Origin of the sequence: Marinobacter sp. bablab_jr003 (assembly GCF_016464245.1) — a bacterium.
Lineage (GTDB): Bacteria > Pseudomonadota > Gammaproteobacteria > Pseudomonadales > Oleiphilaceae > Marinobacter > Marinobacter vinifirmus.
Window position 1 is genome coordinate 85,411 of record NZ_JADARC010000123.1, and the last position, 23,787, is coordinate 109,197.

Annotated in this window: 16 protein-coding genes; 12 read left to right on the forward strand and 4 right to left on the reverse strand. The window is 59.5% G+C overall.

Annotated features, from left to right (window positions below):
- Window positions 1-48: 48 nt before the first annotated feature.
- Window positions 49-1,845, reverse strand: coding sequence for an acyclic terpene utilization AtuA family protein (locus H3Z84_RS14965; RefSeq protein ID WP_199458017.1), 1,797 nt, complete (start codon window positions 1,843-1,845; stop codon window positions 49-51).
- A gap of 132 nt (window positions 1,846-1,977) precedes the next feature.
- Here H3Z84_RS14965 and H3Z84_RS14970 point away from each other — a divergent pair, with 132 nt between their 5' ends.
- From H3Z84_RS14970 to H3Z84_RS15015, 10 genes are all read left to right on the forward strand, one after another.
- The gene (locus H3Z84_RS14970) at window positions 1,978-2,598 is read left to right on the forward strand and encodes a TetR/AcrR family transcriptional regulator (RefSeq protein ID WP_022989964.1); all 621 of its coding nucleotides are present in this window, start codon (window positions 1,978-1,980) and stop codon (window positions 2,596-2,598) included.
- Window positions 2,599-2,814: 216 nt separating this feature from the next.
- A complete protein-coding gene (locus H3Z84_RS14975; protein ID WP_199458018.1) occupies window positions 2,815-3,879 on the forward strand; it encodes a hypothetical protein in 1,065 nt (354 codons plus the stop codon).
- Window positions 3,880-3,937: 58 nt separating this feature from the next.
- Window positions 3,938-4,948 carry a putative solute-binding protein gene (locus H3Z84_RS14980; RefSeq protein WP_199458019.1) on the forward strand — a complete coding sequence of 337 codons (1,011 nt, stop codon included), beginning with the start codon at window positions 3,938-3,940 and terminating at the stop codon, window positions 4,946-4,948.
- A 15-nt stretch (window positions 4,949-4,963) separates the two neighbouring features.
- Window positions 4,964-7,015, forward strand: a complete 2,052-nt coding sequence (locus tag H3Z84_RS14985) for a TRAP transporter large permease subunit (RefSeq protein WP_199458020.1) — start codon at window positions 4,964-4,966, stop codon at window positions 7,013-7,015.
- 143 nt (window positions 7,016-7,158) lie between these two features.
- The gene (locus H3Z84_RS14990; protein WP_323127009.1) at window positions 7,159-9,759 is read left to right on the forward strand and encodes a S8 family serine peptidase; all 2,601 of its coding nucleotides are present in this window, start codon (window positions 7,159-7,161) and stop codon (window positions 9,757-9,759) included.
- Complete coding sequence (locus tag H3Z84_RS14995) at window positions 9,756-10,253, forward strand: protease complex subunit PrcB family protein (RefSeq protein WP_058341358.1); 498 nt, start codon at window positions 9,756-9,758, stop codon at window positions 10,251-10,253. The genes H3Z84_RS14990 and H3Z84_RS14995 overlap by 4 nt, the downstream gene beginning before the upstream one ends.
- A gap of 100 nt (window positions 10,254-10,353) precedes the next feature.
- Window positions 10,354-12,249: a DNA topoisomerase IV subunit B gene (gene parE / locus H3Z84_RS15000; protein WP_199458021.1), complete on the forward strand. Its 1,896-nt coding sequence runs from the start codon at window positions 10,354-10,356 to the stop codon at window positions 12,247-12,249.
- Between the two features lie 96 nt (window positions 12,250-12,345).
- Window positions 12,346-14,112 carry an SLC13 family permease gene (locus tag H3Z84_RS15005; RefSeq protein WP_199458022.1) on the forward strand — a complete coding sequence of 589 codons (1,767 nt, stop codon included), beginning with the start codon at window positions 12,346-12,348 and terminating at the stop codon, window positions 14,110-14,112.
- Window positions 14,113-14,448: 336 nt separating this feature from the next.
- Window positions 14,449-14,997, forward strand: a complete 549-nt coding sequence (locus tag H3Z84_RS15010; protein ID WP_199458023.1) for a cytochrome b — start codon at window positions 14,449-14,451, stop codon at window positions 14,995-14,997.
- A gap of 53 nt (window positions 14,998-15,050) precedes the next feature.
- Complete coding sequence (locus tag H3Z84_RS15015; RefSeq protein WP_022989955.1) at window positions 15,051-15,632, forward strand: YceI family protein; 582 nt, start codon at window positions 15,051-15,053, stop codon at window positions 15,630-15,632.
- A gap of 70 nt (window positions 15,633-15,702) precedes the next feature.
- On the opposite strand, the gene H3Z84_RS15020 is transcribed toward H3Z84_RS15015, so the two are convergent.
- The gene (locus tag H3Z84_RS15020) at window positions 15,703-15,939 is read right to left on the reverse strand and encodes a hypothetical protein (protein ID WP_058341355.1); all 237 of its coding nucleotides are present in this window, start codon (window positions 15,937-15,939) and stop codon (window positions 15,703-15,705) included.
- 219 nt (window positions 15,940-16,158) lie between these two features.
- Here H3Z84_RS15020 and parC point away from each other — a divergent pair, with 219 nt between their 5' ends.
- Together parC and serB are read left to right on the forward strand one after the other, a co-directional pair.
- On the forward strand, window positions 16,159-18,471 hold the full coding sequence (gene parC / locus H3Z84_RS15025; RefSeq protein ID WP_199458024.1) for a DNA topoisomerase IV subunit A: 2,313 nt from the start codon (window positions 16,159-16,161) through the stop codon (window positions 18,469-18,471).
- A complete protein-coding gene (serB, locus tag H3Z84_RS15030) occupies window positions 18,464-19,696 on the forward strand; it encodes a phosphoserine phosphatase SerB (protein ID WP_199458025.1) in 1,233 nt (410 codons plus the stop codon). Before parC ends, serB begins: the two co-directional genes overlap by 8 nt.
- Window positions 19,697-19,755: 59 nt before the next feature.
- Here serB and H3Z84_RS15035 read toward each other — a convergent pair whose 3' ends face one another.
- Both H3Z84_RS15035 and H3Z84_RS15040 read right to left on the reverse strand, forming a co-directional pair.
- Window positions 19,756-21,840 carry an EAL domain-containing protein gene (locus H3Z84_RS15035; RefSeq protein WP_199458026.1) on the reverse strand — a complete coding sequence of 695 codons (2,085 nt, stop codon included), beginning with the start codon at window positions 21,838-21,840 and terminating at the stop codon, window positions 19,756-19,758.
- A gap of 108 nt (window positions 21,841-21,948) precedes the next feature.
- Window positions 21,949-23,754, reverse strand: coding sequence for a GTPase (locus H3Z84_RS15040; protein ID WP_199458027.1), 1,806 nt, complete (start codon window positions 23,752-23,754; stop codon window positions 21,949-21,951).
- Window positions 23,755-23,787 lie beyond the last annotated feature (33 nt).

Consider the following 23,787-nt stretch of genomic DNA (forward strand, 5'->3'; position numbering starts at 1 on the left):
TCCGGGAATATTGTCTGGGGTGCTTGCACCGAAGCGAATAAAGTGAGTTCACTGGGAGATCAGCCCATCAGGCACGGGCACCGGAAACTCCAGCAGCTGCTGTGCAAAAGCCTTACCCTGGGGATCAATCCGAAGGGAGGCTACACCACCGCCACCCAGACTGTGCTCCAGCAAGAAATTGAACGCATGCAACCCCGGCATCGCCCAGCGCGTCACCTTGCCAGACTCCGGATTCAGCGTATGACTCATCCACTGCGCCACCGCCTGCTCCGTCAACGCCGCCTCAATAAACGGCAAAAACTCCGGATCCCGCGCAATCACCCCGATATTGCTGTGATCTCCCTTATCACCAGACCGCGCCCAGGCCAGCTTGATCAGCGGCACCGTCGTGTCTGTTGAAACCTCCGTCCGGGATTCCGGCTCAGGGGGCAGGGCGTTGCTATCAAAACCACCCCCACAAGCCACCTCGACGGTCGATTTCTCACCCGCCAGGTCTACGGAAACCGATACTTCAGACTTCGGCACCAGACAGGAGAACAAACGAATCTTCGGCCACACCGTCGGCCGGCCGCCAACAATGCCGGTGATCCCCGGCGCCATGCCCGTCGCGGCCTGAGCAATCTCCCTCGAAAACAGCACAAGGGCCTCTTTCTTCGGATGGGCAGTGGCTATCTTCACCACCACCTCCCGGCACCGGTCGCCCCGGCCGTGGGCACCGTAAGTGGTTTCGGTACCCAACAACTCGATGCTGGTTTCGGAGTAATCCGGCAGGCCGCGCCCGGCAAACATCGCCGAGGTTTTTGCAAGAATCGCCTTCGCCACGCTCTGAGCCTTGGCGGGGGCATTGATGCCTGCCAGCAGGAAGGTCACCGTGCACTTGAAACCATCCGGCCAGGTACCGGACACCTTGTAGCTGTCGGTGGGCGGCAGGCCCTTCGCGCCAAGTACCCGAACCCGGTCCTTGCCGATTTCGTCCAGCGTTACCCGGGTGAAATCGCAGGTCACGTCCGGCAGCAGATAGGCCCGCGGATCACCAATCTCGTACACTAGCTGCTCACTCACCGTGCCCCGGCTCACCAGGCCACCTGTGCCTTCTGGCTTGGTGATCACAAAGTCGCCGGAGGCGCTGACCTCGGCAATCGGAAAGCCCATATTGGCGTAGCCGTCGGCCACCTGTTCCCAATCGGTAAAGTTGCCGCCGGTAGACTGGGCACCGCACTCCAGCAGGTGCCCGGCCAGGCTGCCCTGGGCCAGCTTGTCGTAATCGTTCCAGCTCCAGCCGAATTCATGCATCAGTGGCGCCAGCACCAGGGCGCTGTCCGCTACCCGGCCAGTGATTATGATGTCTGCGCCCTGGTCCAGTGCGGCCACCAGCCCCGGCGCGCCAAGATAGGCGTTCAGGCTGACCATCATGCCGGGGAAGGGCTGGCCGGTGGTCATCTCGGTGATGCGGGCTTCTGCCAGTTTTTTCTTTTTCATCAACAGGTCATCGCCGAGCACCAGCGCAATCTTCAGGTCGACGCCGGCCTTTTCGCACAGGCTCTGCAGCGCATCGCGGCAAGCCACGGGGTTTACCCCACCGGCGTTAGCCAGAACCCGGATGCCTTTTTCCTTTATTTCACCAAGCAGCGGCGCCATCACGGTTTCCACGAAATCCCGGGCATAGCCCTGCGACGGGTCTTTCATCTTCTGGCCCGCCATGATCGACATGGTGATCTCCGCCAGGTAGTCGGCAACCAGGTAATCGATGTTGCCCTGGCGCACCAGCTGGGCGGCGGCGGTTTCGGTATCGCCCCAGAAAGCGGCGGAACAGCCGATGCGGACGGTCTTGTTGGCGTGTGACATGTTCTTGGCCTTGTTCTTGAGCCTGCGGTTGCAGGACGTTATCCAACGATGAAATCGACAATACCAAGCAAGCGCTTGGTATGTAAATAGGTGAATCTCGGGTAGAATAAAAAGTCCCAGCAAGACAACCGGATGGCCTTTGTGAACCAGAATGAGATTCTTCAGTCCCTCATCGCCAAACAGCTTGTTTCCGACCCCGCCAGTGCTCGCGGGCGCTTGTTGAAAGAGGCGGCCAGGTTATTCCGGGACAAAGGCTACGAGCGCACCACAGTGCGCGACCTGGCAGCAGCAGTGGGTATCCAGTCTGGCAGCCTGTTTCATCACTTCCGAACCAAGGAAGAAATCCTGAAAGCGGTGATGGTGGAAACCATCCGGCTGAACACTGCAATCATGCAGGCGGCAGTCGACCAGGCTGATTCACTGCGGGATAAACTGAAAGCGCTGATCCGTGCCGAACTTGAGTCCATCAATGGCCAGACCGGCGAGGCGATGGCGGTGCTGGTGTATGAATGGCGCAGTTTGTCGGAACAGTCGCAAACTGAGGTGCTGGCATTGCGGGATCATTATGAAGAGCTCTGGCTGTCGGTACTGGCGGCACTTAAGCGCCAGGGCACCCTGACTGCTGAACCGTTTATCGTAAGGCGGATGTTAACCGGCGCCCTGAGCTGGACGGTCACCTGGTATCGCCCGGAGCGGGGTGGCTTGAGCCTTGACGACCTCACCGAGCAGGTGATGGCGCTTATGAAATTATAAAATATTCACTCGCATGCCAAAAAAGTCACTTTTGCGTTCCAGAAGACTCGACCTTCGGAAAACCTTGTTTTATATCAATAAAATTTCAAAAATTGACTTTCCTTCCGGGTCATTGGCCTGATCGGCATACTGGTTTCGGCAATCGAGCCATTTTTGTCTGACAACAATCGCCGCATTCTTGCTCCCACAAAAACAAACAAGAAAGGTTGTTGAGCTATGGTTTCCTCACTGTTCTCACTCGTGCGTCGTTACCCTTCACGCATCCGCCAGACAGTCGCTGCCGGTGCCGTCCTGTTGCTGGCAGGCTGTTCAGCAAACCCTGTCTACACCACCACTGGTATGGTGCTTTCCAGTTATTCCGAATCGGAAGCCACACCCTACGTATTGCAGATGTCGGATCCGAAAATGGCCTGCGCCCTGGGTGAGGGCACGGACCCGCTGGTGTATTCCTTCTCGCGGGTAACGGCCGCGCCAGACACCACGGGTTCCCTGCTGATGCTGTTGGCAGCCAACTGCATGGAATACCGCACCTGGGAAGCCGAGCTGGATTACCTGCGTGCTGATTTCAGTGGTGATGTACCGGCCGCCAAAGACGCTCGCGAAAAAGCCAAGCGCCTGCACGCCCAGACCGCGAAGCGCCGTTACCAGGCTTTCCAGCGTGCGATGGCGGCCTACGACTTTGATCCTTCGGCAGAACCCCTGGAATGTCCGTTCCTGTTCAGCGAACAGGACGAGCTGACCTTCCTGCTTGGCTTGCTGACCGGTATGCAGGCGATCGTGAACGATTCCAACTCCGGTGCCATGGCTGGCGTGCCCCGCAACATTGCGCCCCAGGCCGAGCGGGCAGCCCAGTGTGTAGACAACGAAAAGTGGGGCGGCCTGCCCAATGCCGTTCGTGCACTGGTGTGGCTGCTGCTGCCGGATACCCGTCCGGAACTCGCCCCCGACCCCTGGCAGGTGCTGGAGAACAGCGCCGAGCTGGGTGTGCAAACCGGTATGCGCGCTTCCCACGCCTTGCAGGCTGTAGCGGCTGAGACCTTCGGTCGCCCGCAGGTACTGGCCGATGCCATCGCCAGCTTCGCAGAGGCGGACGGTCGTATCGAGGTGTGGGACGAGTACCGACTGCTTGATGAGGTGGCCCGGGGCGTTGTGACCTTCTCGTCTGACAAGCACTGGACCGCCAATTACGGGCACCGCACACCGAAGAGCTACTTCGGCAAGATGAGCCCGGAACGCAGCACCGAAAACGTTGAAACCATGGACCTGGACGGCCTGCTGTAGCAGCGCCGTCCGGCACGAAAACCTTATCCACAAACACAAGAATGACCCGGAGGTCGTCATGATCCGCAAATCCCTTGCCGCTTTGTCCCTTGCTGTGGCCGCACCGCTGGCTTCAGCCCAGACCGTTTCCATGTGCGTGTTCGATGTCATCGGCGCCAATGGCGATGTGTATAACCTGGTAAAAGACTACGCTCTGGAAATGAAAGCCCACGGTGTGGACTTCGAGCTCAAGCCTTACACCGATGAAGGCGTGGCCGTAGGCGACTTCAATGCCGGCCAGTGTGATGCGGTAGCGGCTACCGATATCCGTATCCGTCCGTTCAACAAGTTCACCGGTAGCATCAGTGCCGTGGGTGCCATCCCCACCTACGATGACCTGAAAACCCTGCTGGCCACCCTGGCCCAGGCCAAGGCGGCGCCGCTGATGAAAGACGGCGGCTATGAAGTTCTGGGTATTGTGCCGGCCGGCGCCGGTTACCTGTTCGTGAACGACCGCAGCATCGACACCGCCGGTGAACTGGCCGGTAAGCGCATGGCGACCCTGGACTACCAGAAAGACGCCATCCACATGGTGAACTACGTGAAGGCCACCGTGGTGCCCTCCGATATCACCAACTTTGCCGGTAAGTTTAACAACGGCTCGGTTGATGCAGCCTACGCCCCGGCCTTCGCCTACGAGGCGCTGGAGCTGTACAAGGGGATTGGCGACAAGGGCGGCATTGTGGATTACCCGCTGGCCCAGCTGACCATCCAGATTGTTGCCCGTGATGAAGTGCTGGACGACGACACCGCCCAGAAAGCCCGTGATGTTGCCTGGGGTATGTACCCGCAGGCCATGAACCTGATCCAGGGCCAGGAAGAGGGTATTCCGGACGAGCAGTGGATTCGTATTCCCGAGAAAGACATCACCGGCTACCAGGAAATGTTCCGCGAGAACCGGCTGGAGATGCGTGACGGTGTGAACAACGCACCGAGTGTCTATCACCCGAAAATGATGAGCCTGCTGAGCAAGATCCGCTGTGCCAGCAACCCGGGTGCTTCCGAGTGCACCGCGGCTAACCGGGAATAATCGGAGACACTGACGATGAACTGGCGAGCGATGACCGCTACCGGCGCAAGGACGCTCTACCCCGTGCACAGGCTGCACGGGGTAATCCTGCTGCTGTTACTTCTGGCGACCCTGGCGCTGGGAATGGGCAACTCGCTCCATTCCAGGCTTTTGTGGGTAGGCGAGCAGGTATGGCCCAATTATTACCTGCTCAACCCGGATGCAACCGAGCCTACCTGTAACCTGTCGGTTGATATCGACAAGGAAGTGCAGCGCCGGGTGGCTGCCTATAAGCCCGACCCGGACGATCTGTTCAGCTCTCCGCCCAATCCGGAAGCTATCCGCAAGTCCCTGCAAAGCAACCTGGCCCTGTGCGAGCAGCGGCACCTGCAGTTCGCCGAAAACCAGAAGCACGCCACCTGGGCGTTGGGTGTGTTCAAGGATATCGAACAGGGGCTGGCAGACTTTCTGCTCAAGAACATCGACCTGACCAAGTTCCTGTTCATTGGCATGTTTGCCATGGCTGCGGCCATCTCGGCGCTGGATGCGGACCACATTGCCTTGCGCTTGCCGAGAAACCGGGCGGAATGGCGCCTGAGCCAGGGTTCCCAGTTTGTGGTGAACGGGCTGATGCTGCTGTCCCTCAGTGCCTATGTCGGGCGACTGCAGGCATCCCCGGGGTCCGGTGACACCATAATCCTGCAATATGCCTGGTCGCTGGTGTTCGGGCTGTTCATGGTGATCAACGCCATCCGGTTCCTGTTTGTGCCGGAGCGCATGAAAGCAGGCTCCCTTGCCATGTCCTCGGGGCTGGTGGTGCCGCTGTACTGCACCATGGGCCTGATCGCCATGAGCTACTTCTTCTTTGTCGACGGCTACAGCTCAGGCCTGGCGATTTACTTCGGCATGATGTCGAACCTGTCGTCCATGTTCATCAACATCGGCCTGTATGTGCTGGTGGGCATGATGCTCAAGCAGACCCGGGTGCCGGAGCTGTTGCTGAATGTGCTCAAGCCGTTCAACCTGCCTGCACCCATGCTGGCCTCGGTGATTATCTTCGCCACCGCTTTCCCGACGGCCTTCACCGGCGCCTCCGGTATCTTCATCCTGGCTGTTGGCGGGGTAGTGTACGACGAGCTGCGTCGCGCCGGTGCAGGCCGGCAGCTGTCGCTGGCGACCACGGCGATGTCCGGCAGCCTGGGTGTGGTGCTGAATCCTTGCTTGCTGATCGTGGTGGTAGCGGCCCTGAACAAGGAAGTCACCACCACCGAGATGTATGGCTGGGGCTTCTGGGTGTTCATTATGTCGGCTTCCCTGTTCTCCTTCATCGTCTGCAAGACCGAAGGTAACTGGAAACCGCGGCCGGCCCCGGGTGCCGTTCGTGCAGCCGTGCGTGAGCTTGGCCCCCTGATTCCCTATGCCCTGACAGCAGCAGCTGTGATCCTGGTCATCTGGGTTGTGCTCGGGCTTCAGTTCAATGAATACAGTGCGCCACTGATTCTGCCGCTGGTGATGCTGGCTGTGGTGATGCTGGATGCCGGCAAGGCAGGCCAGGAAACCGGCCAGTCCAGAACCCAGGCGTTCTTCGATCGCAGCAGCTCTGCTGCCAGTGATTCGGCCGTGCATATCGGCGCCTTGCTGGCCCTGATCGGTTTCTCGATCTGCCTGGGTGGTATTCTGGAGCGTTCCGATATCGTACACGCCCTGTTCCCCGAAAGCCTGACCAGCCCCTGGTTGGCCATGATGGTGATCGTGCTGATGCTGACCGTGATCGGCATGGTGATGGACCCGTTCGGTGCCGTTATCCTGGTATCGGCCACCATTGCCCAGCCGGCCATCCAGATTGGTATCGACCCGCTGCACTTCTGGATTGTGTGCCTGGTGGCGTTCGAGCTGGGTTATCTGAGCCCGCCCGTGGCCCTCAACCACCTGCTGACCCGGCAAGTGGTTGGCGAAACCGAAGTGCTGGCTGCCGAGCGCACCGGTTCCTTCTGGCATCGTTATCAGCGCCTGTTGTTGCCGCTGGCGGTAATGGTACCCACGCTGTTACTGGTGGCGTTTGTGCCCATGCTTTTCTACGCTTTATAAGCGCAGTAGCATAAACAAAACCCGCGAAGCTCTGCTCTCGCGGGTTTTTTTACGATCAGGCTGGTGCAATATGCCTGTAAAGGTCGGTCAGGGAAGATTGGCCGTATAACCGGTAAACCTGTTGATAACGGAAAACATGCCCCGTGAAATATCTAAGTCGATCTATGGTTCTGGTGTCAGGGATGGCGGTGTTGGCCGGCTGTGGTGGCGGAGGCTCCAGTTCGTCGGTGCCTGCTTTGCCGCCTTCGCCGCTGTCCGGCGTGATCAGTATTGAAGCCAACAGCCGGGTTGACCAGGATACGATGGACCAGCTGGGGCTTGAGGGCGCACAAGCTGCAACCGGCATACAGGCTCTGCCTGCCAGCTTTGTGCTGGCCGGCTATGTCAGCGGAGCGGCAGGGACCTATCCTTCCGCCTCTGCCCAGTGCCAGCCTTTCGCCTATGCCGAGGATGCGGTGGACGAGTACTCGGTGCCCCTGGCGGCGGGGGAGACCCTCGTTCTGGAAAGTTTTGGCAGCTGCCTGGCTGACCCGGAGCTCGAGTTGCAGGTTGAAGGTGCCGGCCCGCTGCCAGCCTCTGTCAACGCTGGCCCGGCCCGTTATACCCTCACAGCCGGCGATAGCACGGAATACCGCGTAACGGTGCGCAACGCCGGGAATGCGCCCGCCCGCTACATACTGGCCAAGTCAGTCGCTTTTGGCGCCGAAGGGATGGCGTTTGACTGGCCCCGCTATCGCTTTATTGAAGGCGAAGCCGTTGTTGCCCTGGCCGACGATGACACTGTCCGAGCTGCCATGGCGACACCTGCCGCTGAAAAGGCTCGTGGCCTGGGAGCGGGTAAATGGCTGATGACCATGCCCGGCAACCGGGTTCGCAGTGCACAGGCCGGGCCAGTGGCCGACGATACACTGAGCTGGATCCGGGAGTTGCGGGCGACGCCCGGTGTGCTGTCGGCTACGCCTAACTACGTGGTTTCCAGCCAGCAAACCGGTACGCCGGTGTCTGAACCGCTGTACACCCGGCAGTGGCATTATGACCTGATCAACGGGCCTGCGGCCTGGCAGCTGGCGCCCGGCGGTGGCACTGGTGTGAACGTGGCGGTGCTGGATAGCGGTTTGTTGCGTGTGCTGCCATCTGGTAACTGGCATCCGGATCTGAACGCGAATGTCTTGGCAAACACGAAGGACTTCGTTGATGGTGACAATGATCCGGAAGACCCTGGCAGCAGCGTTGGCGGCGATGTGTTCCATGGTACCCACGTAGCCGGCACGGTTGCAGCCGTGGTGAATGATGCCGGCAGTGGCGGGGTAGCTTACGGAGCGGGGCTGGTTCCGGTGCGGGTGCTGGGTGAGGGGGGTACAGGCTCATCTGCAGACCTGATTGCCGCCATCAACTGGCTGGTGGCCGGGAGCGATGGCCGGCCCTATGCAGATGTGGTCAATATGAGCCTGGGCGGTTTGCCCAGAATTCAAGACCTGGAAGACGCGATTGCCAGGGGAGTCGACAAGGGAATGGTTTTCGTGGCCGCTGCAGGTAACGCAGCTACGTCAACTTTGTCCTATCCGGCAGCATCTCCTAACGTGCTCGCTGTCAGTGCCGTGGACGGCGGAGGCCAGCTGGCTGGCTACTCCAATTTTGGCAGCTGGATTGACCTGGCAGCCCCCGGTGGTGATGCCAGCCGCGATGGCAACCTCGACGGTGCAGGTGACGTGGTCTGGAGTACCAGTGGTGAGCGGGACGGAGGTGTTTCCATTGCGGGTTACCGGGGGCTGCAGGGTACGTCTATGGCCTCGCCCCATGTGGCGGGCGTGCTGGCGCTGATGAAGGCCCGTGACCCGGCCATGAACTATGACAAGGTGCGCGTTTGGCTTCAGGGCGGGCAGATGACGGACGGCCAGGCACGCCGGAATGACACCCTGGGCTGGGGTGTACTGGATGCTGCCCGGGCAGTTTCTGCGGCCGGTACCGGCTTTGCGGATACCATTCTTTCGGCATCGCCGGCCCTGGTGTCACTCAGCAACGAGGGCGAGCAGAGCGTATCGGTTGAGCTCAGCGTTTTCGGCGATGGTAATGTTTCCAACCTGTCGCTGGGTGATATGCCGGCCTGGATAGACGTCACCGGGTGCCAGTCCGCGCCGCCATGCGCACTGCAGGTAACGTTGCTCAAAGACCAGCTCACGCCGGATGAACCGGCCCGGGGCTCTATCGTGGTGAACTACCAGGTAGACGGTGCCAGTGCAGATCCGCTGTCCATCCCGGTCATCGGCCAGCTGGTCAGCGACGAACAGGCCCGAAACGCCGGCCGGCACTTTGTGCTGCTGGTTAACACCGAGCCCAATGAAGATAATCTGTATATCGCCGAATCCCAGGTGACCCTGGATGCGGAAAACGGCGTCTATTCGTTCCGCTTCGAAAACGACGATGGCGAAGAGCCGCAGCAGCTTCGCGAGGTGCGCCCGGGAGACTACTATCTTGTAGCAGGCAGTGACCTGGATGGTGACGGAATCATCTGCCAGCCCGGCGAGGCCTGCGCCGAGTATCCGATTACCGGCTTGCGGGAGGTTATCACCATCGAGGAAGGCCAAAGCCTCTCGGATATCCGCCTGACCACCGGTTTCTCCCGGCCCACGATTTCTGCGGCTTCACCGGATATACTGCCCCGGCCTGGCTTTCAGGGGTATCAGCTGAGGGCTCCCGAGACACAAACCGGCCCGGCCGACAATCGAACCAGGATGACGCAATGAACCGATTTCCCCTTAAACCTGCAACCGCAGTACTCGCTGCCACGCTGCTGGCGGCCTGCAGTGCCAATGCCCCCAAGGAAGCCCAGCCTGCGCCGCAGGTGCGTCAGGTTACCCAGTCGGCCCATTGTGGCCTGACCGGACCCGGTGTGGCGCCGGTCAGCTCGCCGGAAGCGCTGGAGAACCTGTTGGGTGTCAGTGGCCAGAATATGGCCACCGGCGTAATCCGGCAGGTGGACCTGGCGTCAGAGCAGCTCATTATCGTGACTCTGGGGCAGAAACCTACGGCCGGCTACAGTGTCGGCCTGCAGGATGTCCAGTGGCAGGAGCCGGTACTGAAACTGGCCATGCAGGTGAATTCACCGGCACCGGATATGATGGTGGCGCAGGTGATTACTTCACCTTGTGTGGTGCTGGCGGTGAAGGGCGACCACTGGCAAAGGCTGGAAGTGTCTGGCCTTACGCCTCAGCCCATCGTCAAAGCCGCTGGAAAGTGACGCGGTCCGGCACCGGCACAAAACAACCGTTGATCTTTCAGCGTGAATCCCTAAGCTATGGCTCAGCTTTCACGACCAATTGCGGAGTCATGCCGTCCCTATGAGCCAGCAACAATATAACGCCGACGCTATTGAAGTCCTCAGTGGCCTGGACCCGGTGCGCAAGCGCCCGGGCATGTACACCGACACCTCAAGGCCCAACCACCTGGCTCAGGAAGTGATCGACAACAGTGTGGATGAGGCACTGGCCGGCCACGCCCGCAGAATCGACGTAGTGCTTCACAGTGACAATTCCCTGAGCGTGGAAGACGACGGCCGGGGTATGCCCGTCGATATTCACAAAGAACAGGGCGTGCCCGGGGTCGAACTGATCCTGACGCGCCTGCACGCCGGCGGCAAGTTCTCTGAAGGTAACTACAACTTTTCCGGTGGTTTGCACGGTGTGGGTGTCTCGGTTGTGAATGCCCTGTCTACCCACCTGGAAGTGCTGATCAAGCGTGACGGCCAGCTGCACCGGATGACCTTCGCCAACGGCGATAAAGCTTCCGAGCTGGAAGTGGTCGACACTGTTGGCAAGCGCAACACCGGTACCCGCCTGAAGTTCACGCCGGATCCAAAATACTTCGACAGCCCCAATTTTTCGGTCAGCCGCCTGCGCCATAACCTGCGCGCCAAGGCCGTACTGTGCCCAGGCCTTCGGGTGACCTTCCTGCAGGAAAAGACCGGCGAAAAAGACGAGTGGTTCTACGAGGACGGCCTGCGGGATTATCTGCGCACGGCCCTGGCGGATATCGAAGCGGTCCCGCTGGAACCGTTTACCGGCAGCTTCTCCGGTAACAAAGAAGCCGTAGACTGGGCCATCCAGTGGTTGCCGGAAGGTGGCGACGCGGTGATGGAAAGCTACGTGAACCTGATTCCCACCGCCCAGGGCGGCACCCACGTAAACGGCCTGCGTACCGGCCTGCTCGAAGCCATGCGGGAATTCTGCGAGTTCCGCAGCTTGCTGCCCCGGGGCGTTAAGCTGTCACCGGAAGATATCTGGGAGCGGGTGGCCTATGTGCTCTCGTTCAAGATGCAGGAACCCCAGTTCTCCGGCCAGACCAAGGAGCGTTTGTCGTCCCGCGAAGCCGCGGCGTTCGTATCTGGCGTGGTCAAGGATGCTTTCAGCCTGTGGCTGAACCAGCATACCGACATCGCCGAGGTACTGGCCGAGTTGTTTATCAGCAATGCCCAGCGCCGTCTGCGGGCCAGCAAGAAAGTAGCCCGTAAGAAAGTCACCTCCGGCCCGGCTCTGCCCGGCAAACTGGCCGACTGTTCCGGCTCGGACACCAATCGCTCGGAGCTGTTCCTGGTGGAAGGGGACTCGGCTGGCGGTTCTGCCAAGCAGGCCCGGGACAGGGAATTCCAGGCGGTCATGCCGCTGCGGGGCAAGATCCTGAATACCTGGGAGGTGGATTCCGGTGAAATCCTCGCGTCCCAGGAGGTCCACGACATTGCCGTTGCCATCGGGGTAGACCCTGGTTCCGATGACCTCGCCGGCCTGCGATACAACAAGGTGTGCATTCTGGCCGATGCCGACTCCGACGGCCTGCACATTGCCACCTTGCTGTGTGCGCTGTTCGTGAAGCACTTCCGGCCGCTGGTCTCCGCAGGCCATGTATTTGTCGCCATGCCGCCGCTGTACCGGGTGGATCTGGGCAAGGAAACCTTCTACGCCCTGGACGAGCACGAGAAACAGGGCATTATTGACCGGCTGGAAGCCGAGAAGCGCCGGGGCAAGCTTCAGGTAACGCGCTTCAAGGGCCTGGGTGAGATGAACCCGCTTCAGTTGCGGGAAACCACCATGGCCCCGGATACCCGCCGCCTGGTGATGCTGACCCTGGAAGACGGTGATGACACCGACGAGCGTATGGACATGCTGCTGGGCAAGAAGCGCGCCTCGGACCGCCGGGCCTGGCTGGAAGCCTACGGCAATATGGCTGACGTGGCGGTTTGATATTCCTTAATAAACTATAAAAATCGATAGTTATTCTTTCTCAGAATTTGTCTGCCTCGCTATCCTGCCAGTTTTTGAACCGGAAAAGACCGAGTTATGGACTGGCAAGGATGGTTTTCCCTGGGGCTTGCGCTGGCGGCCCTGTTATTGATGAGTTCCGGCCGCTTTGCACCGCACATGGTGATGATGGCGGCCTTGGTGGTGCTCAGTGCCAGCGGCATTATCTCGGCTGACCAGGCACTGGCCGGGTTCAGCAATAGCGGTCTGATTACTGTTGTCGCCATGTTTGTGGTAGCGGCGGGTATTCATCATTCCGGCGGCGTTGATCTGTTAGTGAACCACCTCCTGCGCAGCCCCAAATCCGTCCGTTCCGCCCAGGCCCGTATTGCGCTGCCCGTCGCCTTGTTGAGCGGTTTCCTGAACAACACGCCGGTGGTTGCCACCATGATCCCCGCCGTTCATGCCTGGTCACGGAAGATTGGTATCGCACCCTCCAAGCTAATGATTCCGTTAAGTTACTCGGCCATTCTGGGGGGCACCCTGACGCTGATCGGCACCAGTACTAACCTGGTGGTCAACGGGCAGTACCAGCAGCTGACAGGTGAAGCCGGATTCTCGATCTTCTCGATCAGCGTTGTTGGCCTGCCGGTGGCCATCATCGGGCTGGCGGTGATGTTGCTGGTGATGCCACGGGTGTTGCCAGACCGTAAAGACCAGCAAAAGTTTGGCTCCATGAGGGAGTTCACCCTGGAGGTGGCGGTGTCCCCCGGCGGCCCACTGGTCGGGAAAACCGTGGGTGAAGCCGGATTGCGGGAGCTGGAGCGCCTGTACCTGGTGGAGATCGAGCGGGACGGTAGCCTGGTTACGGCGGTACCCTCCGAGGAACGGCTGCGTGGCGGTGATCGGCTGGTGTTTGCCGGTGATACTCAGGCGATTTCCGACTTGTTGCGTATTAACGGCATTGTGCCGTCGGTGCACGATGACGAACCCAGCCTCAGCCAGGACCGTGCGGAACGCCGGCTGGTCGAGGCAGCCTTGTCTCCGCAATCGGATGTCCTGGGCCTGACCATTCGGGATGCCCGGTTCCGGGACCGGTACGGTGCCGTGGTTCTGGCGGTTGCGCGGGGTGGCGAGAGAGTGTCGGGCAATCTCGGTAATATCCGGCTGAAACCCGGGGATGTGCTGCTGCTGGAGGCGCGCCCGGCCTTTGTCAGCCGCCAGCGCTACAACAAGGATTTCCTGCTGATTAATGACCTGGAAACTGAAACGCCGCGGCATGACCGGGCCTGGTTGTCCTGGGGCATACTGCTGGTATTGGTCGGGCTGGCTGCTTGTAGTGTGCTGAGTATGCTCAATGCTGCCCTGCTTGGGGCCGCAATGATGATCCTTACAGGGTGCTGTACCGTGGGCCAGGCCCAGAAATCGGTGGATGTGCCGGTCATTCTGACCATTGCCGCTTCATTTGCACTCGGCGCGGCACTGGAGGAAACCGGGGCAGCCACCTTTATGGCCGAGGGCATTCTGGCGCTCAGTACAGGTCAGGCTTTGCTGACGCTGTTTCTGGTCTACTGCGCGGTTTCGTTTCTGACGGAAGTGATCACCAATAATGCAGCCGCAGTGTTGGTCATTCCGGTTGTGCTATCGATGACCAACAGCATGGGCGTTCCGGCAGAGCCTTTTGTGATTGCCGTGATGATGGCCGCCTCTGCCAGCTTTGCCACGCCCTTGGGGTATCAGACCAATATGATGGTTTTCGGGCCCGGAGGTTACCGCTTTTCCGACTTTGTGAAAGTGGGGTTGCCAATGAATCTTTTGGTGGGGCTGACGACGGTGGCAGTCATTGCCACTGTGTATGGGCTGTAAAAAGAAAACCCGGCCTTGGCCGGGTTTGTCTGAAATCAATTGTTGCTGGGTACTACTACGGATTCGTCGAAGTCGAGTTCCATGTCGTTTCCTCTCGGTCACTGAGGCCCCGCGACGGGGCGGATTTAAAGTATGAGTAAATTTTATATCCGCCATGAATTTCGACAATCCGTAGAACCGCATACGCCAAAAGTGGTGGATGTCAACCTCTGTGGATTCTTGATCAGAAATTCTGATGCTGGCCTGCAAAACATTCTGGTTGGTTCACTGTCGGAGGCTCTCTAGACTAGCGCTTAAAGATTGCGAACTCGATTTCAGCCCGGGAGGGGCATTGGCATGTCGCTAAAGAATTCTGAACATAACTATGGCTGGCTTGCCGTTGTCCTGCACTGGCTGGTAGCGGCTGTCGTGGTTGGGCTGTTTGCCCTGGGGTTCTGGATGGTGGATCTGTCCTACTATGATGAATGGTATCGAAAGGGACCAGACCTGCACCGGAGCATTGGCCTGATACTGTTTGCGGTGGTGGTGTTCCGGTTGCTGTGGCGGTTTATCAACACCAGCCCCAGGCCCCTGGCTAACCACCAGCGCTGGGAAGTCGTTTCGGCCCACGTGGCCCACAGCCTGCTGTACGTGCTGATGTTTGTGGCGATGGTCAGTGGCTACCTGATAACCACGGCAGACGGCTCGTCGATCAGTGTCTTCGGGTTGTTTGACGTGCCGTCCCTGACCGGTCGGGTGAAAGGTATGGAAGACACTGCGGGTGCCGTTCACTACTGGAGTACCTGGGCACTGGTCGGCCTGGCGGGACTACACGCCCTGGGCGCCCTGAAACACCACTTTATAGACCGGGATGAAACCTTACGCCGGATGTCAGGCCGCGCCTGACTGCCGGAATGTTGTAGAAATTGCTCAAATAAACTGTGTAACAGGAGAACACCATGAAAAAGATTTTCTTGGCATCTGCATTGTCACTGGCCGTTGCCGGCACCGTTCAGGCGGATGATCACAGCGGCACCTACGCGTTTGATACCCAGGGTGCGCACCAGTTCGTCACCTTCAAGATTTCTCACCTGGGTTACAGCTGGCTGTATGGTCGTTTTAACGACTTCGATGGCGAGTTCACCTACGACGCGGAAAACCCGGAGAACAGCTCCGTATCTGTAACCATCGATACCTCCAGCGTCGACTCCAACCACGCCGAGCGGGACAAGCACCTGCGCAGCGAAGACTTCCTGCACGTGGGCGAGTTCCCGGAAGCCACCTTCAAGAGCAAGCGCGTAGTGCTGGATGAAGAAGGCGAGGCAGACATTATCGGCGACCTGACCCTGCGCGGCGTAACCCGCGAAGTGACCCTGGACACCGAACTGCTGGGCCACGGCCAGGATCCCTGGGGCGGTTACCGGATGGGTTTCGAGGCTGAAACCGAGCTGAAACTGAAAGACTTCGGTATTCCGATGGACCTGGGCAAGGCCTCAGAGACAGTGAAAATCGAGATTTCTGTAGAAGGTATTCGTCAGTAAGTACGAAAAAAGGCGGCCCGGGAATAACCCCGGGCCGCCTTTCTCAGCTATTTCCTTTCCTGAACGCCGCTCAGCTTTCCTGGGCGCTTCCTGTGTGTTCTGCAGATCGGCACAAATACCGCTGCCGCCAGAACTGTCCCGAAAAAACCACGATCCAGATAACGAAACCCGCCCAAAGATAGGGCTCGGGTACCTGGAATGTGCCACTGATAGCAAACTCCACCAGTAGCATCAGGACAACCGCCAGAACGGCGTTGACCAGGGCCGTGACCATGGCATGCCCGCAGGCTTTTAGATTGGGTTTCATAGGTTTCCGCTTGGTTAAAGATAAGACGGCTTTCTACTCACTGTGGCGAGAATACGGCGCACCTTACAGACTCTCCATGCGGGAATTCCGCTATTGGAAATTGGTGTATCCGGGCTGGCGTCCATATAATGTGCCGACATTGCCCGAAGCACACGGCGGGCACAGAGGTTAGCACCACAACCACATTTCAAAACAGGCAGTTAAGGCAAAGAGGCATCTATGCCAGAGTTTCAGACAACGGATGAAGGTTTCGAGCGGGTCTCCCTCAGGGATTATACCGAGAAGGCCTATCTGGACTATTCCATGTACGTCATCCTCGACCGGGCATTGCCCAACGTGGGTGACGGGCTCAAGCCGGTACAGCGCCGGATTGTATATGCCATGTCGGAGCTGGGGCTGAAGTCCACCTCCAAGTACAAGAAGTCCGCCCGTACCGTGGGTGACGTGTTGGGTAAGTTCCATCCCCATGGTGACAGCGCCTGTTATGAAGCCATGGTGCTGATGGCCCAGCCGTTTTCCTACCGCTATCCGCTGGTAGACGGCCAGGGTAACTGGGGTTCCCCGGACGATCCCAAGTCCTTTGCTGCCATGCGTTATACCGAATCCCGCCTGGCGCCCTTCGCTGATGTGCTGCTGGGAGAGCTGGGGCAGGGCACCGTGGACTGGACGCCTAACTTTGACGGCACCATGGAAGAGCCTTCGGTACTGCCGGCACGCCTGCCCCATGTGCTGCTGAACGGCACTACCGGCATTGCCGTGGGTATGGCGACCGACATTCCGCCCCACAACGTGCGGGAAGTGACAGCTGCCTGTATCCGCCTGCTGGATGAGCCGGATGCCACCGTTGACCAGCTGTGTGAACACATAAAAGGTCCGGATTTCCCGACCCGTGCCGAAATCATTACCCCGCGCAGAGACCTGCGGCAAATGTACGAAACCGGCCGCGGTTCGCTGCGCATGCGCGCCCGCTGGGTTCGCGAGAGCGGAGAGGTCGTCATTACCGACCTGCCGCACCAGGTTTCCGGTAACCGGGTGCTGGAGCAGATTGCCCAGCAGATGCAAACCAAGAAGCTGCCCATGGTGGCAGACCTTCGGGACGAGTCAGACCACGAAAATCCCACGCGCCTGGTGATTGTGCCGCGTTCCAACCGGGTAGACCTGGACGGCCTGATGGCCCACCTGTTTGCCAGCACAGACCTTGAGAAAACCTACCGGGTGAACATCAATGTGATCGGCAATGACGGCCGCCCCGGGGTGAAAGGCCTGCGTACCATGCTGACCGAGTGGCTGGCGTTCCGGAAAACCACCGTCACGCGCCGCCTGCAGCATCGCCTGGATAAGGTCCTGGCGCGCCTGCACATTCTGGAAGGTTTGCTGATCGCTTATCTGAATATCGATGAAGTGATCGAGATTATCCGTACCGAAGACAAGCCCAAGGCCGAGTTGATGGCCCGTTTCGGGCTGTCGGCGGACCAGGCCGAAGCCATCCTTGAGTTGAAACTGCGCCACCTGGCCAAGCTCGAGGAAATGAAGATCCGTGGCGAACAGGATGAACTGGCCGCCGAGCGCGACGAGCTGCAGTCCATTCTGGGCTCGGAAGACCGTTTGCGGGAACTGATCAAGACCGAGCTGAAGCAGGATGCCGAAACCTTCGGTGATGATCGCCGTTCACCGATCGTTGAGCGGGAAGAGGCCCGGGCCTTCAGTGAAACCGACCTGGTATCCAACGACCCGGTTACCGTAGTGCTGTCTGACAAAGGCTGGGTGCGCGCCGCCAAGGGCCATGATATTGACCCGGTGGGCCTCAGCTACAAGTCTGGCGACCGCTTTGCCCTGGCTGCCCGGGGCCGCAACAACCAGCATGCCATCTTCCTGGATTCCACCGGCCGGGCCTATGCCCTGATGGCCCATAGCCTGCCCTCTGCCCGGGGGCAGGGTGAGCCTTTGACCGGCCGCATCAACCCGCCGTCCGGCGCCACCTTCTCCGGCTTGCTGATGGGTAATCCTGAACGTAAGGCGTTGCTGGTGACCGATGGCGGCTACGGCTTTGTGACATCGTTGAACGACATGGTCAGCAAGAACCGCGCCGGCAAGGCGGTGGTTTCGGTGCCGAAGGGGGCGCGGATCATGCCTCCGGTGGTAATCCCGGAAACCGCGTCCACCCTGTATCTCGCAGCGGTTTCCAACGAGGGCCGGATGCTGGTGTTCCCGCTCACAGAGCTGCCGGAACTGGCCAAGGGTAAGGGTAACAAGATCATCAGTATTCCCTCGGCCCGGGTGCAGAGCCGTGAAGAGTATGTGGTTGCGGTCGCCGTGTTCGGCGAGGAAGACCAGGTGGAAGTGAAAGCCGGCAAGCGCAAGCTGGGGCTGAAATTCGGCGACCTGGAACATTACCTCGGTGAGCGCGGGCGTCGTGGCCACAAGCTGCCGAGAGGATTGCAGCGGGTAGATGGTATCGACGTGATTCCGTCTGCATCCCGGGCGCAGGAAGAAGCACAGGAACAGGAAGGGGAGAGCACAGACAGTGAGTGAGCTGGTACTGGTAAACGTATCCGGGCGCGACAAGCCCGGGCTGACGTCGGAAATTACCGGCATCATGGGCCAGTATGATGTGCGCATCCTGGATATCGGCCAGGCGGTGATCCACGATCACCTGACCTGGGGCATCCTGATCGAGATTCCGGACGAGTCCAAGTCATCTCCGGTCATTCGGGACCTGCTGTTCCGCCTGCACTCGCTGGACCTGCAGGTGCGCTTCGCACCGATTACCGTCGAGGAATACCAGGCCTGGGCGGAGGGCCGTAACCGTGCCTGTTACATCGTGACCCTGCTGTCCCGTGACATCAAGGCAGAACAGATTGCCCGGGTGTCGGCGATTACCGCCCGCCATGGCCTGAACATCGATAACATTACCCGGCTGTCGGCCCGGCCTTCGCTGAATTCGTCGGATAACCGGATTGCCTGTGTGGAGTTTTCGGTGCGCGGCACGCCGTCGGATCTCGAGCAGCTGCGCGCGGATTTCCTGCACATTGCCGGTGAGATGAACGTGGATATCGCGTTCCAGGAAGATTCCATCTTCCGGCGTAATCGCCGCCTGGTGGTGTTTGATATGGACTCGACCCTGATCGAGGCGGAAGTGATCGACGAGCTGGCCCACGAGGCCGGTGTCGGCGAGCAGGTGGCCGAGATCACCGAGCGGGCCATGCAGGGCGAGCTGGATTTCAGTCAGAGCTTTGCCGAGCGCCTGGCGCTGCTGAAAGGCCTCGATGAATCCGTTCTGGAGGGTATCGCTAACCGCCTGCGTATGACCGAGGGCGCCGAGCACCTGATCCGCAGCCTGAAAGCACTGGGCTATCGCACGGCTATTCTGTCTGGCGGCTTCACCTACTTTGCCCGCCACCTGCAGCAGAAGCTGGGCATCGATTATATCTATGCCAACGAGCTGGAGATTGTCGACGGCAAGGTGACCGGCCAGGTAAAAGGCCAGGTTGTGGATGGCAAGCGCAAGGCGGAGTTGCTGCTGGAAATTGCCGGGAAGGAGCATATCTCCCGGGAGCAGGTGATTGCCGTGGGCGATGGTGCCAATGACTTGCCCATGCTGAGCCAGGCCGGCCTCGGTGTGGCGTTCCGGGCCAAGCCGCTGGTGAAGGAGTCGGCCCGGCATTCCATCTCCACCCTGGGGCTGGATGCGATTCTCTACCTGATCGGTTTCCGGGAAAGCGAAACCAACCTGTTTTTGCAGAATCCCGACCGCTGAAACCACAAAGGGCGAGGTATCACACCTCGCCCTTTGTTTTTCTGGCACCTGTTGCCGGATCAGCCTGCCCCGAAATCGTAGTTCATGGCCGGCGACGGTGCCTGCAGGTAGTTACCCTGGATAAAGTTCACACCCGCCTGGTACAGCAGGGCCAGCACGCTGGCATGCTGCACATCCGGGATGATGGTGATCTTGCCAGCGTTCTGAAGGCCCTTCACCATGGCTTTCAGTTGCTCCTTGCCGGCATCACCCTTGTCCACTTCCTCCACAAAGGATCCATCCAGGCGAACGTAGTCGGCTTCAATGTGTTTCAGGGTGTTGTACGGGTCCAGCGCGCAGCCGAACTGGGAGATAGACACCTTGCTGTGCAGCTGGTGTGCCGCCTTGGTGAACTCCTTGGCCTGCTTCATGAAGTTGTTGGCGTCGCCTTCACGGAACTGAAAGATCAGGGCGTCACCGGGTAGCCGTGCGGCTTTCAGGGCAACACTCAGCCAGGGCGTAAAGGTCTTGTCCTGAACGGTTTCAGCCGACAGGTTAAGGAACAGCCGGGTATCGTGGCCGCTGGCGCGATGGCTGGCCAGTTGCTTGATGGTCTGCAGGATCATCCAGCGGTCAATCCTGGTGGCAGCGTCGTCACGACCGACCGGCGGCAGCTTGTCGAAGGGCGAGACTTCGTTATTGTCTTTGTCCAGCATCAGCACGGTGACTTCGTAGTGCTCGTCGCCTTCGCCACGCAGGTTCATGATCGGCTGGTACATCACCCGGAACCGGCCATCGTCCATGGCCTTGAGAATCGCATCGGCGGAATTGGATTCCTCGATGGTTTCGTAGTCCGCGGGGTTGTATACCTTGACGCCGTTACCGCGCTCGTGGCCTTCCAGTTTCTTTACATCGCCGGAAGCGACATGGGCACGCCCCATCAGTTCTTCAGCCTTCGGGGAGTTCTCCGTAATGGCGGCAACACCAATGGATACCGTTAGCGGTACGGTACGGCCATTGATGTCGAACAGGTGGTCATCCACCGCCTTGCGAACGCCTTCGCACAGCATGGCCATGCCTTTTTCGTCGCAGGGCATGCACATCATGCAGAAGGCATCGTCGCTGAGCCGGGCCAGGGTAATGCCTTCGCCGGTGTTGTCTTTGAGCAGTGTGGCAACATCGCCCAGCAACAGGTCTGTACCGGCAATGCCAATCTGGTGCTTGGTACTCTGGAAGTTGTCCAGGGCAATGTAGGCAAGGGCTCCGGTCTCGTTGTTCTTGCCTGCCTCGGCGATGATGCGGGCCAGTTCGTCCATCAGGTACTGGCGGTTGTACAGGCCGGTGAGCAGGTCCTGACTGCTGATCTGCTTCAGCTTTTCTTCCAGCTCGGCATCATTGTGTTCCGGTTGCAGCACAATCTGGGTGCAGGCTTCGCCGTCGTAGGTGGCGGCAGAGACCGACATGGTAACGGCCAGCTCCTGGTCGTCGCTGCGGCGGGCGGTGCAGTTCATGGTCATGCCGTCTTTGCGCTCTTCGGCAAAGGCTTTCATGAATTCCTTGTACCGCTCCTGGCTCTCCGGCGTCAGGGTGTCCAGCACCGGGATGCAGATCAGGTCGTCAATGTCGTCGTAGCCGAGGAATTCCATGTACGACTGGTTGGCGTAGATGTGCATGCCGTCGTTGATGTAGGCAATGGCATCCTTGGAGCTTTCCAGCAGCAGCTGGCAACGTTGCTCGGCTTCGCGCAGGTGGGACTCGAGGGTTCGGCGCCGGCGCCGGTCTTCCAGTGCGGCAAGCTCGCGCTTGGCCACCAGGACCAGCAAGTCTTTGTATTCAAAAGGTACCGCGTCCTGGGCGCCGGCCCGGATGATGTTGACGGTACGCTCGCGATCGTATTCTTCAGTCAGCAGAACAAAGGGAATGTCTTTGTCCATCCGTTTGATGGTCGCCAGGGCATCATCCGGGCCGAACTCCTGCTCCAGGTCCCGGGCCAGGAACAGATCCCAGTTGGAGTTTTTCAGGGCATCTTCGAGGTCTTCTTCGGATGTGATTCTGTGCGCCCTGGTCGCTTTGCCGGAGTTGCGCAGCAAGCTGACCATGGATTCTGCATCGTTCTGGGAGGGATCCAGAATCAGAAGGTGTACGGTCGCGGTTTTTTTCTGCATTCCGAGGGCTCTGCATCAAGAAAGGTAGACATTCGTTAATGCCTGAATGATGCAGGGGTTGGCGACCAATAACAACCCTGAAGCGCCCCGGTTGTGGCAGGTGTCCCGTTACAGGGACGGCCAGAGGGAGTCGAATTCGTCTTCCCGGCTACCTGGTGCAGACGGCGGATTCTGGTTATCTCCTGGGAGTATTTCCGGGCTGCGCAGTTTCAGCTCGAACTGGCTGATGCTGCCGGTAGAGGAGACTTTCTTCAGCAGTTGGCCGTGGTCTTCCCGGCCATCGTGCATCAGTGAAATACGGCTGCCGGTCTGGAATGGAAGCCGGGGCGTAATCAGGGTGGCTGCGTGGTTCACCGCACTGATTTCCGGTAACAACAAACCCCGGAGGTATTCACTGCTGTTGCCCATTTTCTGGATCAGCCGGATGGCGCAGGGGGCTGCGCTGGGGGCCAGCAATTCAATGCCAATCTGGGTGCCCTGGTTGCGTACTTGCCGCAACCAGCGAACCACCGCAATGCTCCAGGGGTGGCTGCTTTGCTCCCGAACCCCGAGAATTTCTCCGGCCTGCAGGGTTTTGGGTACGTTGTTCTCCCAGGCCACGCAGTAACCGCCGGGGCTGGTGTTCACCAGCAGCGCGTGGTGGGACTTGGGCAGGTTGCGGTCGTGGTGTTCGGTAACCGCACGGGTGCTGCCGCTGAAGGTGATCGGGGTGTCGACCGAGTGCAGCTTGTCGTCGTGTGGGCCGGCATCGTGGGCTTCAGACCAGGCATCGGCTTTGCGGTTGGCATTGCGGATAAAACGGTTGTCCTGGTGGTGGCCGTTGTCGTTGCCATCCAGGAACTCCGCAAAGCTCTTCTCGCCCGAGACGAAGTAATGGGTGGCCGACAGGCCAACAGAGATTTCCAGGGTGCCCTGGCTGGCGATACGATTAAAGTTACGCTTGGCAATAATGCCGAGCGCCTGGCTCAGGTGGGTGAGCAAGGTATCGCTGACCCGGCCGGGAACCTCCAGGCGGGTCTGGGCCTTGCTGTGGGATCTGCGGGCATCAAGGGTTTCGGACAGATAGCCGGATAGCTCCTGGGTGTCGAAGCCGAATCCGTTGTCGCCTGCCTTGCCTTCCAGCAGGCTACGGTAGACCGGAGCGCTGTCCCGCTCCATATTGACCACGAACAGGCTGTCAGGGCCGACATCAGGGCCGCATTGGCAGTATTTTGTCCAGCCTTCGAACAGTTCGTATATCTGGGTCAGCTCGGATTGCCGCAGCTGGTTCGGGCGCGCGCATCCGAGTAACAGGATGCGTATATAGCTGTCGGCCACGGTGCTGCCCCGGCTTGCGCTCAGGGTGTCGTCTTCCACATCGTGGTCTGCCAGTTTGTTTCGGCAGGCAAAGCGGTAAAGCCGGTGACATTCAAGCCAGCTGTGGGCCGGGCTGGGGCAGTAGAGCTGGTGCGAACGGACAACGGTGGCCGCCAGTTCGGAAATCGCCCGATGGATGGCGATGGCAATGTGTTTGCGGTTCTTGTCCAGGCCACCGTTATCCAGGTATTCCAGCAGGCAGAGCTTATAGCCGGAAGCCAGGTGCAGCTGAAGGGCCTGGGTCAGGTTGGCAATCTTGCGCTGTTTTTCCGGCAGGGCGACGGCCAGACCCAGGAAGTGGCGCGAAAGCTCGTTGCACACGAAGTGGATGCTGCCGCGGATAGCCTCCAGGTACTGGATGCGCATCTGGGGTGTCAGAAACAGGTGGTTGAGCTCGATAATGGCGTGGTAAAGCTGCCGCGATGATTCGCCAATATTGGCCATCGGCAGCTGGTCGACCCAGGCCCGGAATGCCTTCGGCGTTGTATCGCAAAACGACAGGCTTGCTGTTTTCTGCTCGGGAACCTTGAGCTCTGGTTTGAGTATCGTGCCTTCCATGTTCTCACGCCAATGTCTGGGCAGCATCGTATT

Coding starts and splice junctions, on each gene's coding strand:
- H3Z84_RS14965 (WP_199458017.1), bottom strand. CDS start 1,845: ATGTCACACGCCAACAAGACCGTCCGCATCGGCTGTTCCGCCGCTTTC.
- H3Z84_RS14970 (WP_022989964.1), top strand. CDS start 1,978: ATGGCCTTTGTGAACCAGAATGAGATTCTTCAGTCCCTCATCGCCAAA.
- H3Z84_RS14975 (WP_199458018.1), top strand. CDS start 2,815: ATGGTTTCCTCACTGTTCTCACTCGTGCGTCGTTACCCTTCACGCATC.
- H3Z84_RS14980 (WP_199458019.1), top strand. CDS start 3,938: ATGATCCGCAAATCCCTTGCCGCTTTGTCCCTTGCTGTGGCCGCACCG.
- H3Z84_RS14985 (WP_199458020.1), top strand. CDS start 4,964: ATGAACTGGCGAGCGATGACCGCTACCGGCGCAAGGACGCTCTACCCC.
- H3Z84_RS14995 (WP_058341358.1), top strand. CDS start 9,756: ATGAACCGATTTCCCCTTAAACCTGCAACCGCAGTACTCGCTGCCACG.
- parE (WP_199458021.1), top strand. CDS start 10,354: ATGAGCCAGCAACAATATAACGCCGACGCTATTGAAGTCCTCAGTGGC.
- H3Z84_RS15005 (WP_199458022.1), top strand. CDS start 12,346: ATGGACTGGCAAGGATGGTTTTCCCTGGGGCTTGCGCTGGCGGCCCTG.
- H3Z84_RS15010 (WP_199458023.1), top strand. CDS start 14,449: ATGTCGCTAAAGAATTCTGAACATAACTATGGCTGGCTTGCCGTTGTC.
- H3Z84_RS15015 (WP_022989955.1), top strand. CDS start 15,051: ATGAAAAAGATTTTCTTGGCATCTGCATTGTCACTGGCCGTTGCCGGC.
- H3Z84_RS15020 (WP_058341355.1), bottom strand. CDS start 15,939: ATGAAACCCAATCTAAAAGCCTGCGGGCATGCCATGGTCACGGCCCTG.
- parC (WP_199458024.1), top strand. CDS start 16,159: ATGCCAGAGTTTCAGACAACGGATGAAGGTTTCGAGCGGGTCTCCCTC.
- H3Z84_RS15035 (WP_199458026.1), bottom strand. CDS start 21,840: ATGCAGAAAAAAACCGCGACCGTACACCTTCTGATTCTGGATCCCTCC.
- H3Z84_RS15040 (WP_199458027.1), bottom strand. CDS start 23,754: ATGGAAGGCACGATACTCAAACCAGAGCTCAAGGTTCCCGAGCAGAAA.